15 protein-coding genes are annotated in these 15,415 nt (G+C 67.1%); 12 read left to right on the top strand and 3 right to left on the bottom strand.

All coding sequences use genetic code 11. The features are described from left to right. The first annotated feature begins 9 nt into the window (after window positions 1-9). The 9 genes from argA to ACGLHS_RS05735 all read left to right on the top strand — a co-directional run bounded on the left by argA (window position 10) and on the right by ACGLHS_RS05735 (window position 10,235). Window positions 10-1,356, top strand: coding sequence for an amino-acid N-acetyltransferase (argA, locus tag ACGLHS_RS05775; RefSeq protein WP_394477667.1), 1,347 nt, complete (start codon window positions 10-12; stop codon window positions 1,354-1,356). A gap of 38 nt (window positions 1,357-1,394) precedes the next feature. Beyond that, window positions 1,395-2,033, top strand: a complete 639-nt coding sequence (locus tag ACGLHS_RS05770) for a LysE family translocator (RefSeq protein ID WP_093239517.1) — start codon at window positions 1,395-1,397, stop codon at window positions 2,031-2,033. 110 nt (window positions 2,034-2,143) lie between these two features. Beyond that, the gene (dapC, locus tag ACGLHS_RS05765) at window positions 2,144-3,364 is read left to right on the top strand and encodes a succinyldiaminopimelate transaminase (protein WP_394477664.1); all 1,221 of its coding nucleotides are present in this window, start codon (window positions 2,144-2,146) and stop codon (window positions 3,362-3,364) included. A 47-nt stretch (window positions 3,365-3,411) separates the two neighbouring features. Beyond that, window positions 3,412-4,245: a 2,3,4,5-tetrahydropyridine-2,6-dicarboxylate N-succinyltransferase gene (dapD, locus tag ACGLHS_RS05760; protein ID WP_093239514.1), complete on the top strand. Its 834-nt coding sequence runs from the start codon at window positions 3,412-3,414 to the stop codon at window positions 4,243-4,245. A gap of 67 nt (window positions 4,246-4,312) precedes the next feature. Next, a complete protein-coding gene (locus tag ACGLHS_RS05755) occupies window positions 4,313-5,461 on the top strand; it encodes a PilT/PilU family type 4a pilus ATPase (protein ID WP_394477661.1) in 1,149 nt (382 codons plus the stop codon). 25 nt (window positions 5,462-5,486) lie between these two features. After that, entirely contained in the window at window positions 5,487-6,665 is a 1,179-nt protein-coding gene (dapE, locus tag ACGLHS_RS05750) for a succinyl-diaminopimelate desuccinylase (RefSeq protein WP_394477659.1), read from the top strand. Then, a complete protein-coding gene (gene prmB / locus ACGLHS_RS05745; RefSeq protein ID WP_394477657.1) occupies window positions 6,662-7,540 on the top strand; it encodes a 50S ribosomal protein L3 N(5)-glutamine methyltransferase in 879 nt (292 codons plus the stop codon). The genes dapE and prmB overlap by 4 nt, the downstream gene beginning before the upstream one ends. A 180-nt stretch (window positions 7,541-7,720) precedes the next feature. After that, window positions 7,721-9,709, top strand: coding sequence for an ABC-F family ATP-binding cassette domain-containing protein (locus ACGLHS_RS05740; RefSeq protein ID WP_394477655.1), 1,989 nt, complete (start codon window positions 7,721-7,723; stop codon window positions 9,707-9,709). 22 nt (window positions 9,710-9,731) lie between these two features. Continuing rightward, complete coding sequence (locus ACGLHS_RS05735) at window positions 9,732-10,235, top strand: hypothetical protein (RefSeq protein WP_093239507.1); 504 nt, start codon at window positions 9,732-9,734, stop codon at window positions 10,233-10,235. Here ACGLHS_RS05735 and ACGLHS_RS05730 read toward each other — a convergent pair. Both ACGLHS_RS05730 and ACGLHS_RS05725 read right to left on the bottom strand, forming a co-directional pair. Next, window positions 10,186-10,419: a hypothetical protein gene (locus ACGLHS_RS05730; RefSeq protein WP_394477652.1), complete on the bottom strand. Its 234-nt coding sequence runs from the start codon at window positions 10,417-10,419 to the stop codon at window positions 10,186-10,188. The genes ACGLHS_RS05735 and ACGLHS_RS05730 overlap by 50 nt on opposite strands. A gap of 3 nt (window positions 10,420-10,422) precedes the next feature. Next, window positions 10,423-10,650 carry a helix-turn-helix domain-containing protein gene (locus ACGLHS_RS05725; RefSeq protein WP_093239504.1) on the bottom strand — a complete coding sequence of 76 codons (228 nt, stop codon included), beginning with the start codon at window positions 10,648-10,650 and terminating at the stop codon, window positions 10,423-10,425. 69 nt (window positions 10,651-10,719) lie between these two features. Here ACGLHS_RS05725 and ACGLHS_RS05720 point away from each other — a divergent pair, with 69 nt between their 5' ends. After that, window positions 10,720-11,427 (top strand): XRE family transcriptional regulator, encoded by a 708-nt coding sequence (locus tag ACGLHS_RS05720; protein WP_093239503.1) that lies wholly within the window; start codon window positions 10,720-10,722, stop codon window positions 11,425-11,427. Between the two features lie 297 nt (window positions 11,428-11,724). Here ACGLHS_RS05720 and ACGLHS_RS05715 read toward each other — a convergent pair whose 3' ends face one another. Next, window positions 11,725-12,285 (bottom strand): fasciclin domain-containing protein, encoded by a 561-nt coding sequence (locus ACGLHS_RS05715; RefSeq protein ID WP_394477648.1) that lies wholly within the window; start codon window positions 12,283-12,285, stop codon window positions 11,725-11,727. 254 nt (window positions 12,286-12,539) lie between these two features. Here ACGLHS_RS05715 and ACGLHS_RS05710 point away from each other — a divergent pair, with 254 nt between their 5' ends. Both ACGLHS_RS05710 and ACGLHS_RS05705 read left to right on the top strand, forming a co-directional pair. Next, on the top strand, window positions 12,540-14,138 hold the full coding sequence (locus tag ACGLHS_RS05710; RefSeq protein WP_394477645.1) for an efflux transporter outer membrane subunit: 1,599 nt from the start codon (window positions 12,540-12,542) through the stop codon (window positions 14,136-14,138). Between the two features lie 74 nt (window positions 14,139-14,212). Further along, window positions 14,213-15,412: an efflux RND transporter periplasmic adaptor subunit gene (locus ACGLHS_RS05705; protein ID WP_394477643.1), complete on the top strand. Its 1,200-nt coding sequence runs from the start codon at window positions 14,213-14,215 to the stop codon at window positions 15,410-15,412. The last annotated feature ends 3 nt before the right edge of the window (window positions 15,413-15,415 follow it).

Here is a 15,415-nt window from a genome sequence, read left to right as displayed (position 1 = left end):
TCACGCCCCATGTCCACCGTCTTCAATTTCACCTTCGTGCCCTGGTTCCGCTCGGTCGCGCCCTACATTCACACGCATCGCGGTAAGACTTTCGTGGTCGGGCTGGCGGGCGAGGCCATTGCGGCGGGCAAGCTGCAGAACATCGCGCAAGACCTGGCGCTGATCCAGAGCATGGGCGTCAAGATCGTGCTGGTGCACGGCTTCCGCCCGCAGGTCAACGAGCAGTTGGCCGCCAAGGGTCACCAGGCGCAGTACTCGCATGGCATCCGCATCACCGACGCGGTGGCGCTCGACTCCGCGCAAGAGGCCGCCGGCCAGTTGCGCTACGAGATCGAAGCCGCCTTCAGCCAGGGCCTGCCGAACACACCGATGGCCGGCTCGACGGTGCGAGTGATCTCGGGCAACTTCATCACCGCGCGCCCCGTGGGCGTGGTCGATGGCGTCGACTTCAAGCATTCGGGTCTGGTGCGCAAGGTCGATGCGGCCGGCATCCGCCGCACGCTCGACTTCGGCGCGATGGTGCTGATGTCGCCCTTCGGCTTCTCGCCCACCGGCGAGGCCTTCAACCTGACGATGGAAGAGGTCGCCACCAGCGTCGCCATTTCGATCCAGGCCGACAAGCTGATCTTTTTGACCGAGATCCCGGGTATCCGCATGGACAGCGAGCTGCCCGAGAGCGAAGACAACCCGATCGACACCGAGCTGCCGCTGGATGCCGCCGAAAAGCTGCTCGCCTCGCTGCCGCCACCCCAGCGCCCGACCGACACCGCCTTCTATCTGCAGCACTGCGTCAAGGCCTGCAAGGCCGGCGTGGAGCGCAACCACATCCTGCCCTTCGCGCTCGACGGTTCGCTGCTGCTCGAGATCTATGTGCACGACGGCGTCGGCACCATGGTGATCGACGAAAAGCTCGAAAGCCTGCGCGAAGCCTCGGTCGACGACATCGGCGGCATCCTGCAGCTGATCGAGCCCTTCGAGCGCGACGGCACGCTGGTCAAGCGCGACCGCACCGAGATCGAACGCGACGTCGGCCACTACACGGTGATCGAGCACGACGGCGTGATCTTCGGCTGCGCGGCCCTCTACCCGTACCCCGAGGCGAAGACGGCCGAGATGGCGGCGCTGACCGTGTCGCCGCAATCGCAGTCGCAGGGCGACGGCGAACGCATCCTCAAGCGCATCGAGCACCGCGCCAAGGCCATGGGCCTGGAAAGCATCTTCGTGCTCACCACGCGCACCATGCACTGGTTCCTCAAGCGCGGCTTCCAGCAGGTCAACCCCGACTGGCTGCCCGAGGCGCGCAAGCGCAAGTACAACTGGGACCGCAAGAGCCAGGTGCTGGTCAAGAAGATCTGACGAACCGCTGAACCCCACCCACGAAGGAGATTGCCCCGATGACGCTCGCCACCGCCCTGCTCTTCGCCATCGTGGCCTTCGCCGCCATCGCCACGCCCGGCCCCACCGTGCTGCTGGCGCTCAGCAACGGCTCGCGGCACGGCGTGCGGCGGGCCCTGCCGGGCATGCTCGGCGCGGTGCTGTCGGACTTCGTGCTGGTCGGCGCCGTGGCACTCGGCCTCGGCGCGCTGCTGGCGGCGTCGGAGTTCTGGTTCTCGATGCTGAAGTGGGTTGGCGCGGTGTACCTGGCGTGGCTCGGGCTGCGCATGCTGCGCTCCAAGGGCGGCTTCCAGTTGCCGACCGCCGATGCCGCCGCGTCGGTGACGGCGGGCGAAAGCCGCCGGATCTTCTTCAAGTCCTTCCTGGTGGCGGTGACCAACCCCAAGGGCTACATCTTCTGTTCGGCGCTGCTGCCGCAGTTCATCGACCCTTCGGCTGCGCAAGCGCCGCAGTACCTGATCATTGCCGTGATCTTCGCGGGCCTGGACATGACGGTGATGCTGGCCTACGCCTTCGTCGGAGCCCGCGCGATCCGTCTGCTGACGGTGTCGGCCACGCGCTGGATCGACCGTGCGTGCGGCGGCATGCTGCTGGCGCTGGCCGGCTCGCTGGCCTTCTACCGGCGCAGCGCGACCTGATACCGATCAGTCGGCCCATGTGGTCGGCTGGTGGTCGGGGCCACGGCGCTGACATTTGTCAGTAGCCGCTTCGCCGGGAGCGGTAACAGGTGTCACCGATAATCCCGGGCATGAATCCCTTGCTTTCCAGGTTGCAGCCCTATCCCTTCGAGCGGCTGAAGCAACTGTTCGCGGGCGTCACGCCCAACCCCGAGTTCCCGGCCATCAGCCTGGGCATCGGCGAGCCCAAGCACGCGACGCCGCCCTTCATCAAGGAAGCATTGAGCGCCAGCCTCGGCTCGCTGGCCGCCTACCCCGCCACCGCAGGCGATCTGAAGCTGCGCACCGCCTTCACCGATTGGCTGAAGACCCGCTACAGCCTCGCGCTCGATCCGGCCACGCAGGTGCTGCCCGTGAACGGCTCGCGCGAGGCGCTGTTCTCGCTCGCCCAGACGGTGGTGGACGCCACCGTTTCGCCACAGCCGGTGGTGATGTCGCCCAACCCGTTCTATCAAATCTACGAGGGTGCCGCGCTGCTCTCGGGCGCCGAGCCGTACTACGTGCCCAGCGTGCCGTCGCGCAACTTCGCGGTCGACTGGGACAGCGTGCCCGAGGCCATCTGGGCCCGCACGCAACTGGTGTTCGTCTGCTCGCCGGGCAACCCCACGGGTGCCGTGATGGCCTTGGACGAGTGGAAGAAGCTCTTCGACCTGTCCGACCGCCACGGCTTCGTGATCGCAGCCGACGAGTGCTACAGCGAGATCTACTTCCGCGACGAGCCCCCGCTCAGCGGCCTCGAAGCTTCGGTGAAGCTCGGCCGGCCGGATTTCAAGAACCTGATCGCCCTCACCTCGCTGTCCAAGCGCAGCAACGTGCCCGGCCTGCGCAGCGGCTTCGTGGCCGGCGACGCGGCCATCATCAAGAAGTTTCTGCTTTACCGCACCTACCACGGCAGCGCCATGAGCGGCACCGTGGCGGCCGCCAGCATCGCGGCCTGGGGCGACGAAGCGCACGTGATCGAGAACCGCGCCAAGTACCGCGCCAAGTTCGCGGCCGTCACGCCCTTGCTCGAACCGGTGCTCGACGTGCGCCTGCCCGACGCCAGTTTCTACCTCTGGGCCGGCGTGCCCGAAGTGTGGGCTGGCGACGACGAAGCCTTCGCCCGCGCGCTCTACGCTCAATACAATGTGACGGTTTTGCCGGGGAGCTATCTGGCCCGCGATACGGCGCACGGCGCCAATCCCGCGAACCCTGGTAGAGGCCGCATCCGCATGGCGCTGGTGGCCGAAACGGCCGAATGCGTCGAAGCCGCCGAACGGATCGTCCGCTTCGTCAAAGACGGCCGCCGCTGACCCTTCGCCCCGCTTCCCTGCCCCATTTTTCACCCGAGACTTTCTCCATGACACAGCAACTGCAACAGATCATCGACGCCGCGTGGGAAGACCGCGCCAACATCTCGCCCGCCGCCGCCCCCGCCGAAGTGCGCGATGCCGTCGAGCACGTGATCACCGAGCTCAACAACGGCAAGCTGCGCGTGGCCACCCGCGAAAGCGTCGGCAAGTGGACCGTGCACCAGTGGATCAAGAAGGCCGTGCTGCTGTCGTTCCGCCTGAAGGACAACGAACAGATGCAAGCCGGCTCGCTCGGCTTCTACGACAAGGTCGCGACCAAGTTCTCGCACCTGTCGGCCGGCGAGCTGAAGGAATCGGGCGTGCGCATCGTGCCGCCGGCCGTGGCCCGCCGCGGCAGCTTCATCGCCAAGGGCGCGATCCTGATGCCCTCGTACGTGAACATCGGCGCCTACGTGGGCGAAGGCACCATGGTCGACACCTGGGCCACCGTGGGTTCGTGCGCACAGATCGGCGCCAACGTGCACCTGTCGGGCGGCGTCGGCATCGGCGGCGTGCTCGAGCCGCTGCAGGCCGGCCCCACCATCATCGAAGACAACTGCTTCATCGGCGCACGCTCCGAAGTGGTCGAAGGCGTCGTGGTCGAAGAAAACTCGGTGCTCGGCATGGGCGTGTACCTCGGCCAGAGCACGCCGATCTTCAACCGCGAAACCGGCGAAACCACCTACGGCCGCGTGCCGTCGGGCAGCGTCGTCATCAGCGGCAACCTGCCCAAGAAGACCAAGTCGGGCCAGGACTACAGCACCTACGCCGCGATCATCGTCAAGACGGTCGATGCACAGACGCGCTCCAAGACCAGCCTGAACGACCTGCTGCGCGACTGATCGCAGCCGGCCTTGCGCCACGACTGATCCTTCCCCTTAGAAAAACAGCACCCGAGGAGAGAGACCGATGAACATGATGGAGCGAATTCTTCGTTTGATGGCCGAGCGCAAGGCCTCCGACATCTACCTCTCGGCCCACTCTCCGGTGCAGATCCGGATCAACGGCAACTGCGTGCCCATCAACGCGCAGGTGCTGCCGCCCGCGGCGCCGCTCGCGCTGCTGGCCGAGGTGGTGCCCGCCGCGCGCATCCAGGAGCTGGAAAGCACGGGCGAGCTGAACGTGGCCATCGCCCTCGAAGGCGCGGGAAACTACCGCATCAGCGCCATGCGCCAGCGCGGCAGCTACGCGGTGGTGGTGCGGCACATCGCCTCGAAGATTCCGAGCTTTGCCGACCTGAACCTGCCCGACATCCTCAAGACGCTCATCATGGAAAAGCGCGGGCTGATCCTGATGGTGGGCGCCACTGGCGCGGGCAAGACGACCACGCTGGCCTCGATGCTCGACTACCGCAACGAAAACGCCAGCGGCCACATCCTCACGGTCGAAGAGCCGATCGAGTTCACCTACACCAACAAGAAGTCGCTGGTGAACCAGCGCGACGTGGGCAGCGACACCGCCTCGCTGCAGGTTGCGCTCAAGAACGCGTTGCGCCAGGCGCCCGACGTGATCCAGATCGGCGAAATCCGCGACCGCGAAACCATGAGCGCCGCGATTGCCTATGCGCAGTCGGGCCACCTCTGCGTGAGCACGCTGCACGCCAACAACAGCTACCACGCGCTGAACCGCATTTTGAGTTTCTACCCCGTCGAAGTGCGTCCCACGATGCTGGGCGACCTCGGCTCGGCGCTGCGTGCCGTGGTGTCGCAGCGGCTGCTGCGCACGCCGGCCGGCGCCCGCGTGCCGGCGCTCGAAGTCATGCTCAACACCGCGCTGGTGGCCGAGCTGATCGAAAGGGGCGACTTTTCCGCCGTCAAAGAGGCCATGGTGCAATCGATGGCCGAAGGCTCGCAGACCTTCGAGGAAGACATCGCGCGCCTCATCATCGAAGAGCGCGTGACGCGCGAAGAAGGCCTGGCCCAGTCCGACTCGCCCACCAATCTGCTGTGGCGCCTGCAGAACCGCGCCGCCCCCAAGACGCAAGCCGACGACCGCAACCTCACGGACCAGGTCGACGAGCCCACCTTTACCGACATCACGCTCGACGTGAAGTTCTGAACCCAGCCTTTCCGGCTTTTCTCCGATGTCCCGCACGCTCCAGCTCGCCGAACAACTCATCTCGCGCCCCTCGGTCACCCCTGACGACGCGGGCTGCCAACAGATCCTCGGCGAGCGGCTGGCGCAACTGGGTTTCACGCTGGAAACCATCGAAAGCGGCCCGGCCGACTTTCGCGTGACCAACCTGTGGGCGGTGCGCCGCCCGGCCGGAACTGCCGCGACGAAGACGCTGGTGTTCGCCGGCCACACCGACGTGGTGCCCACCGGCCCGGTCGAGCAATGGACCAGCCACCCGTTCACGCCCACGCACCGCGACGGCAAGCTCTACGGCCGCGGCGCCTGCGACATGAAGACCTCGGTGGCCGCCTTCGTGACCTCCATCGAAGAATTCCTGCAGGCCACGCCCGAGCCCAGGCTCACGCTGGCCCTGCTGCTCACCAGCGATGAAGAAGGCCCCGGCGTCGACGGCACCGTCATCGTCTGCAATGCGCTGGCCGCGCGCGGCGAGGTCATCGACTACTGCATCGTCGGCGAGCCCACGGCCGTCGAGCGTTGCGGCGACATGATCAAGAACGGCCGCCGCGGCACCATGAGCGGCAAGCTCACGGTCAAGGGCGTGCAGGGCCACATCGCCTACCCGCACCTGGCGAAGAACCCGGTGCATGCAGTGGCGCCCGCGCTGGCCGAACTGGTGGCCATCAACGCCGCCGGCGGCTGGGATGCCGCGAGCAACCCCTACTTCCAGCCGACCAGCTGGCAGATCAGCAATTTCCATTCGGGCACCGGCGCCAGCAACGTGATTCCGGGCAGCGCGGTGATCGACTTCAACTTCCGTTTCTCGACCGAGTCCACGCCCGAGTCGCTGCAGCAGCGCGTGCATTCGGTGCTCGACGCGCATGGCCTCGACTACACGCTGGCCTGGACCGTCGGTGGCCTGCCCTTTTTGACCACGCCCGGCGAACTGGTGGTGGCGGTGCAAGGCGCCATCCGCGAAGAAACCGGCATCGAGACCGAGCTGTCGACCAGCGGCGGCACCAGCGACGCGCGCTTCATCGCCAAGATCTGCAAGCAGGTGGTCGAACTGGGCCCGGTGAACGCCAGCATCCACAAGATCGACGAGCACATCGACGTGGCCGAGATCGAGACGCTCAAGAACATCTACGTGCGCACGCTCAAGCAGCTCGACGCCGCGCTCGCCCGATGAGCACCGTCATCGAGCTGATCGAAGCCGGCGCCCAGCACCTGACCGACGCCGGCGTGGCTTTCGGCCACGGCACGGCCAATGCCTTCGACGAGGCCGCCTGGCTGGTGCTGTGGCGCCTGAAGCTGCCGCTGGACGACATCGACGCGGTGGCCGACAGGCCCGTGTCGCCGGCCGACGCCGGCAAGGTCGTCGCGCTGATCGACGAGCGCATCGCCACGCGCAAGCCCGCCGCCTATCTCACGAAAGAGGCCTGGCTGCAGGGCGTGTCTTTCTACGTGGACGAGCGCGCCATCGTGCCGCGCAGCTTCATTGCCGAACTGATCGCCGATGGCAGCATCGACTACTGGCTCGGCCCGCACACGCAGCGCGTGCTCGACCTGTGCACCGGCAACGGCAGCCTGGCCGTCATCGCAGCCCTGACCTATCCGGACGTCACCGTGGACGCGGCCGACCTCTCGGTCGAGGCGCTCGAAGTGGCAGCCATCAACGTCACCCGGCACGAGCTCGATGCGCGCGTGAAGCTGGTCGAATCCGATGGCCTGGCCAAGCTGGCCGGCCCCTACGACCTGGTGCTGTGCAACCCGCCCTACGTGAACAGCGCGAGCATGGCCGCCCTGCCCGCCGAATACCGCGCCGAGCCCGAGCTCGCGCTGGCCGGTGGCGTCGATGGCATGGATTTCGTGCGCCGGCTGTTCGCCGACGCTCCCTCGCGCATGAGCGAGCAGGCGGTGCTGGTGCTGGAGATCGGCAACGAACGCGATTACTTCGAGGCTGCGTTTCCGCAGCTCGAAGTGGTGTGGCTCGAAACCTCGGCAGGCGAAGACCAGGTCCTGCTCGTGACCCGGGCGGCACTCGCGTCGCTCACGCGGCCATGACGGTGGCCGGTGCCGGCGTGCGTTAGCTGCGCCCGCCCAAGCCTCTTTTTTCAGCCGGCCATCGGGCCGGATTTCGCAGCCACTGCTGCGCTCCCCTTCATCGGGTGATGTCCCCATTTGCCCCTTCGCGCCAGGCCGCCAAGGGCCGGACGGGATAATCGCCCCTACGGTTCCTATTTCATGATTACTCTCAAAAACGTCATTCTTCGCCGCAGCGCCAAGGTTCTGCTCGACGGCGCCACCGTCACCCTCAACCCCGGCGAGAAGGTCGGGCTGGTGGGCCGCAACGGCGCCGGCAAGTCGACCCTGTTCGCCCTGCTCAACGGCACGCTGCACGAAGACGGCGGCGATTTCTCGGTGCCCAAGCAGTGGCGCATGGCCCAGGTGGCGCAGAACATGCCCGAAACCGAGGAGTCGGCCACCGACTTCGTGGTGGGCGGCGACACCCGCCTGACCGAGCTGCGCGAGTCGCTGGCCGCCATCGAGGCCGCCTACGCCGAGAACCCCGACGATGCCGACATCGGCATGGAGCTGGCCCACGCCTACACCGACCTGGCCGATGCCGGCGAGCACGACGCCGTGCCGCGCGCACAGGCGCTGATCCTGGGGCTGGGCTTCAAGTCGCACGAGCTCGACCAGCCCGTCAACAGCTTCTCGGGCGGCTGGCGCATGCGCCTGCAGTTGGCCCGCGCGCTGATGTGCCCGAGCGACCTGCTGCTGCTCGACGAACCCACCAACCACCTGGACCTGGACGCGCTCGTCTGGCTCGAAGCCTGGCTGCAGAAGTACCCAGGAACCATGATCGTCATCAGCCACGACCGCGAGTTCCTCGATGCCGTGACCGACGTCACCCTGCACATCGCCAATGCCCAGCTCACGCGCTACGGCGGCAACTACAGCAAGTTCGAGGACATGCGCGCGCTGCAGATGGAGCAGCAGCAGCAGGCCTTCGCCAAGCAGCAGGACAAGATCGCCCACCTGCAGAAGTTCATCGACCGCTTCAAGGCCAAGGCCAGCAAGGCCAAGCAGGCGCAAAGCCGGGTCAAGGCGCTGGAGCGCATGGAACGGGTGGCGCCGCTGCTGGCCGAAGCCGACTTCAGCTTCGAGTTCAAGGAGCCGGGCAACATTCCGAATCCGATGCTGTCGATCAGCAACGCGAGCTTCGGCTACGTTGTCGAGAACGAAGAGCCCAAGACCATCCTGCGCGGCGTCAACCGCTCGGTGCTGGCGGGCCAGCGCATCGGCATCCTGGGGGCCAATGGCCAGGGCAAGTCGACGCTGGTGAAGACCATCGCGCGCGAAATGGGCGCGCTGGCGGGCCAGGTCACCGAGGGCAAGGGCCTGAACATCGGCTACTTCGCGCAGCAGGAGCTCGACGTGCTGCACCCCGGCAGCAACCCGCTCGAACACATGGTGCGCCTGGCGCGCGAGATGGGCGGCAACGCCAAGGAGCCCTCCGGCGAACAGGCGCTGCGCGGCTACCTGGGCAGCTTCAACTTCAGCGGCGACATGGTCAAGCAGCCTGTAGGCACCATGAGCGGCGGCGAAAAGGCCCGCCTCGTGCTCGCGATGATGGTGTGGCAGCGCCCCAACCTGCTGCTGCTGGACGAGCCCACCAACCACCTGGACCTGGCCACCCGCGAGGCCCTGGCCGTGGCGCTCAACGAGTTCGAGGGCACGCTGATGCTGGTGAGCCACGACCGTGCCCTGCTGCGCTCGGTGTGCGACGAGTTCTGGCTGGTGGGCCGAGGCGTGGTCGGCGACTTCGATGGCGACCTCGACGACTACCAGCGCTACCTGCTCGACGAGGCCAAGCGCCTGCGCGAAGAGGCGAAGGTCGCGGTGCGCGAGGCCGAGACCGCCGCGGCCGCTGCTGCCGCCGCGCCGGTTGCGGCAGCAGCACCGCAGCAGCGCAAGCAGGACGCCCAGGAGCGCCAGCAGCGCAACGACCAGGCCAAGCCGATCAAGCGCGAGATCGCCCAGATCGACGAACGCCTGGCCGCGGCCGGCACCGAGCGCACCGCGCTCGAGGAACGGCTGGCACAGCCGCTGCCACCGGCCGAGATCGCCGAAGCGGGCAAGCGCCTGAAGGCGATCAACGACGAAATCGGCCGCCTCGAAGAACGCTGGCTGGCCCTTTCGGATCAACTGGAAGCATTGGCCGCCTGACGCGGCAGAAAAAGGACCCCGCATGCCGTCTGCCATCGAACTCGCCCAAGGCGACGAAAAGCTGATTGCGGCGGTCCACCGCAGCCGCCGCCTGATCGGCCGCAAGGCCCTGATGGCGGCCGCCGCCAGCGCGGTACCGCTGCCCGGCATCGACTGGGCGGCCGACGCGGCCCTGCTCTCGCGGCTGGTGCCGCAGATCAGTGCCGAGTTCGGGCTCTCGGTCACCCAGGTCGAAAGGCTCGCGCCGCACCAGCGCGAGCGCATCCAGAAGGCGGCCACCACGGTGGGCGCACTGCTGGTCGGGCGGCTGGTCACGCGCGACCTGCTGATCCGGCTGGCCAAGCACGCGGGCGTGCGCCTCACGGCCAAGCAGGCGACCAAGTACGTGCCGATTGCCGGGCAGATCGTGTCTGCCGCACTCGGCTATGCGGCGCTGCGCGCCCTGGGCGAACAGCACATCAAGGACTGCGTGCGCGTCAGCGCCACTCTCGCTCTCGCGCCGCCCGAAGCGCACGCGAGCGCCTGAGCGCCTCGCTGTCGAACAGCACCATCGCCGCGCCCAGCGCGCCGATCAGCCCGAAGGCGCCACCGCCGGCAACGCCGTGGCGCGCCGCCAGAAGCCCGTAGATCAGCGTCGCGAGGGACAGCAACGCCAGCAGCGCGCACAGTGCGCGGTCGAGCCAAAGGCCCGGCAGCGAGGGCCTGCGCACCGTTCATTCATGAAGGCGTGGCCAGGCAAAGGGCGCCGGCCGGATGGTCGCCTCTTTCACCGCCTGCTCGTGGGCGTGCAACAGCGCCAGATAGTGGCGCGACATCACGTCGTTGACCCGCCCCAGCCCGATCTTGCTGACCGTGGGCTGCGGGATTCCGGTTCGTTCCTGTATCTGCTTTTGCGTGAGCCCCATGGCCCTCAGCGCCAACACCAATTCACGTGGCTTCATGACAAACACTCCCTTTTTTATATTTCTCAGTTTAAAGGTAATATTCACATAGGCTTAAATCTTCAGTCCATGGAGACTATTGCCACACGCGCCAAGGCCGCCCGCAAGTACGCGAAGATGACTCAGCGCCAAGCTGAGGCCGCCTCCGGCGTCAAGCAGGCGAGCATCTCGAAGATCGAACGTGGCGACACCACGCGCACCATCGGCCTGCTGGCGCTGGCGCGCGTCTACCGCGCCGACCCCAACTGGCTCGATACGGGCGATGGCCCGGCGCCCTGGGACCCAGTGCAGATCCGCAAGTCGCAGAACAGCGTCAACGAGCCCGCGGCCCTTTACCGCGTCGTGCGCGTGCCGCCGGAAGTGCCGTGCTTTGCGCCCGGTACACCGGACACCGTGCCGCTCATTTCATGGTCGCAGGTCGCCAAGTGGGAAAAGACCAGCGCGCTGACCACCGACCGCTGGATTCCCTGCGTCGCCCATCACAGCCCCGATACCTATGCGCTGCGGGTGCAAGGCGACAGCATGACCGCGCAGAGCGGCGAGTTGAAGAGTTACCCCGAAGGCTCGATCATCTTCGTCGACACCAACCTCAAGACTCCGGACGATGGCGAGCGCGTCATCGCCCGGCTCGAAGAGGGCAACCTGATCACCTTCAAGGAATTCAAGCAGCAGGACGATCGCACTTGGCTGCTGCCGCTGAACCCGAAGCACGAGCCGATCCGCACCAAGTTCACCGTGCTCGGCACCGTCATCGGAAAGTGGGAAGACGAAGACTGAGGCCCTCGCGCATCTTCACATTTCTTCACCTTCGCACGGGGGCAAAAGGTCAGGTTGCGGGCAGGTTCAAAAGAGATAGTCATGGCTCTCCCTGTGGCCTGCACTCTCTGATCCTCCCTCCTCCAGCAGGTCACCTTCCAGCCCGCCTTGTGCGGGCTGTTTTTTTAGGGCTTGTTGCTCGCCCCCAGGCTGCGCGCACTTCATGTCGCTGCGCCAACCCTCTATCGGGGGGCGACACCTGAAGCCCGGCGAAGCCGGTTCCTCGGTGTTTCTGGAAGAAGACGAGGACTGCTGAAATTACTTCGGCAGCAGGACCTTGTTGACCACGTGGATCACACCGTTCGACTGGTAGACATTGGGAATGGTCACCGTGGCCGTACCGCCCTTCTCGTCAGTGATCGTGATCTTGCCGCCCTTCTCCTTGGCAAGCAGCAGGCCGCCCGCCACGGTCTTGAGTTCAGCCGAGCCCTTGCCTGCCTTGATCTCTTTCTTCAGCTCGGCTGCATCGAGCTTGCCGGCCACGACGTGATACGTCAGCACGCCGGTCAACGCGTCCTTGCTCTCGGGCTTGAGCAGCGTGTCGACAGTGCCGGCGGGCAGCGCGGCGAAGGCTTCGTTGGTCGGAGCGAACACGGTGAACGGACCCGGGCCCTTCAGCGTATCGACCAGCCCCGCGGCCTTGACGGCAGCGACCAGCGTGGTGTGGTCCTTGGAGTTGACGGCGTTGTCGATGATGTCCTTGGTCGGTAGCATCGGCGCGCCGCCCACCATGACGGAAGCGGCCATGGCCGAGACGGCACCGACGGAAATCGCGATGGCAAGGGTCATGCCGGCGAGGCGATGGAATGTTCTTTGCATGGAGATGCTCCTGGTTGAATGGACCGCTGCAGAATCGCGGCGGCTGTCATCCATACGGGCCCCCGCCCGGAACAGATTCGACTCCGGCGAAAAGAAAAGAGGTTTTCGCAGCCAGTGCACTTCGCGCCATGCCCGCGCTTTTCGCGCCTTGTAGTACCAATTTCGTCGCACCGCTCTTGCGTCGTGGCGCGCGTGCAGCGACATTTCAGGAAAGTCAGTTACCCCGGCCTTTCCGGGTGTACAAACGCTGCCCCATGCCCCATCAAGAAAACAATGCGTTGGAGGATCACCTCAGTTCGTCGCGCGCGGCCATCGCGCGCCGGCGGCCGGGGTGGCCCGCTCATGGTGCCGTGCTCGGCGCGGCCCTGTTCCTGAGCGCCTGTGCGGTCGGTCCCGACTTCGCGACGCCCGATCTGCCGGCCGCCGCCAAGGGCGCCGACTACACGCCCGCCCCCATGCCCCCGCGAACGGCGCAGGCGCCGGTGCCGGGCGGCCAGTCGCAAGAGCTGCTGGCGGGCCGCGACATTCCCGCGCAGTGGTGGGAGGTGTTCCGCTCGGAGCCGCTCGACCAGCTGATTCGCGCCTCGCTCGCGCAGAGCCCCACGCTCGCATCCGCACAGGCCGCGCTGCGCGAAGCCGAAGCCACCTACGAAGCGAAGTCCGGCAACCTGCTGTGGCCGCAGGTCAGTGCGCAGCTCGGTGCGCAGCGCGAGCGGGCATCGCAGGTCACCACCCAGGTGCCAGGCGGGCAACTGCTTTCTCTTTACAACGCGTCGATCAACGTCAGCTACAACCTCGACGTGTTCGGCGGCGCGCGCCGCCAGGTCGAAGGCGCGCAGGCCGCCGTCGAGGCGCAGCGCTACCAGGTCGAGGCGGTCTACCTCACGCTGACCGCGAACCTCGTGACCACGGCCATCCGCGAAGCCTCGCTGCGGGCGCAGCTGCAGGCCACGCGCGAAGTGCTGCAGGCACAGCGCGAGCAATTGAGCGTGATCGAAAAGCAGTTCGACACCGGCGCCATTCCCAAGTCGATCGTGCTGCAGCAACGCACGCAGGTCGCGCAGACGCAAGCCACCCTGCCCCCCATCGAGAAGTCGCTCGCACAAACGCGCCATCAGCTCGCGGTGTTCGCGGGGCGCCTGCCCTCCGAAGCGGGCCTGCCCGAATTCGACCTGTCGAGCCTCACGCTGCCGCAGGCCGTGCCGCTCTCGCTGCCGTCGGAGCTGGCCCGCCAGCGGCCCGACGTGCGCGCCAGCGAAGCACAGCTGCACCAAGCCAGCGCCGCCGTCGGCGTGGCCACCGCCAACCTCTATCCGCAGATCCAGCTCTCGGGCAGCTACGGCAACAGCGCGACGCGCGCACGCGACCTGTTCAGCGGCCCGACCACCTTGTGGAGCGTCGGTGCCGGGCTCACGCAGCCGCTCTTCAATGGCGGCGCATTGCGGGCGCAGAAACGCGCGGCAGAGGCCGCATACGACTCGGCGGCTGCGCAGTACCGCAACACCGTGCTCGGCGCCTTCCAGAACGTGGCCGATGCCTTGCGTGCGCTCGAACTCGACGCCACCGCGCTGCAGACCCAGGCCACGGCCGAATCGCTGGCCCGGCAATCGCTCGACCTGACGACGACGCAGTTTCGCGCCGGCGCCGTCAGCTACGTGCAGCTCCTGACCGCGCAGCAGGCCTGGCTCCAGACGCACACCGCGCTGGTGCAGGCCCAGGCCGCGCGCTATGCCGACACGGCCGCCCTCTTCCAGGCCCTGGGCGGCGGCTGGTGGAACCGTGGAGAACTCGCCAACGCGTCCATCGCCCCGGCCGCCGGCGCCACGCCCGCAGCGGCACCGGCGCAGAACTGAACCCCGCTGCGGCATGACCTCGCCATGCCGCAGCACCACACCCCTTCATCCATAACTCGAAGAGAAGCCTACCCATGACCCGGAGAATGATCATCATGATCGGCTGCGTGCTGCTGCTGGTCGCCGCCCTGGCGCTCGGCAAGTTCCTGCAGATCCGCGCGTTGATTGCCGCCGTGCCCAAGCCCGCCCCGCAGACCGTGTCGACGGTGCAGGTGCAGAAGCTGAACTGGCAATCGCAGTTCGCCGCGGTCGGCACGCTGAACCCGGTGCGTGGCGCCGACCTCAGCACCGAAGTGGCTGGACTGGTGCGCAACGTGCACTTCAAGTCCGGGCAGGACGTGAAGGCCGGCGCGCTGCTGGTCGAGCTGAACGCCGACTCCGACATCGCCCTGCTGCATTCCGCCGAAGCCGCCGCCGCGCAAGCCGCCATCGTGCTCAAGCGCGACCAGGCGCAGCTCGCGGTGCAGGCCGTGAGCCAGGCGCAGATCGACGCCGACACGAACGACCTGAAGGCCAAGCGCGCGCAGGTCGAGCAGCAGGCCGCCGTGGTGGCCAAGAAGTCGATCCGCGCGCCCTTCTCGGGCCGCCTGGGCATCACCACGCTGAACCCCGGCCAGTACGTGAATGCGGGCGACAAGCTGGTCACGCTGCAGACGCTCGACCCGATCTACGTCGACTTCACGCTGCCGCAGCAGCAGCTCTCCGGGCTGGCGGTCGGCCAGGTGGTCAACCTCTCGGTCGACACTTTCCCCGGCCAGGCCTTCACCGGCAAGATCAACGCGATCAGCCCGAAGGTGGACGCCACCACGCGCAACGTGCAGGTCGAGGCGACCATCTCGAACCCGAAGCAATTGCTGCTGCCGGGCATGTTCGCCACCGTGAAGATCGACATCGGCGGCTCGCAGGAACAGCTCACGCTGCCCTCCACCGCCGTGACCTACAACCCGTACGGCTCGACGGTGTTCGTCGTGAAGACGGCCGATGCATTCAAGGCCGCCACCGCGCCTGCGGCACCCGCCGCCCCTGGCGCACCGGCCGCACCGGCGGCCCCTGCCAACAACAACGCACCGAGCGGACAACAGCTCGTGGCGCAGCAGGTCTTCGTCGAGACCGGCCCGACGCGCGGCGACCAGATCGCCATCGTCAAGGGCCTGGAAGCCGGCCAGGTGGTCGTGAGCAGCGGACAGAACAAGCTGAAGAACGGCACGCCGGTCGCCGTCGACAACAGCGTCCAGCCGGCCAACAGCCCGAACCCGACGCCGCAGGAAAAGTGAGGC

Source organism: Variovorax sp. VaC1 (assembly GCF_043658315.1).
GTDB lineage: Bacteria > Pseudomonadota > Gammaproteobacteria > Burkholderiales > Burkholderiaceae_C > Variovorax.
The sequence above is the reverse complement of the archived record's forward strand: the minus strand, read 5'-3'. Positions and strand labels throughout refer to the sequence as shown.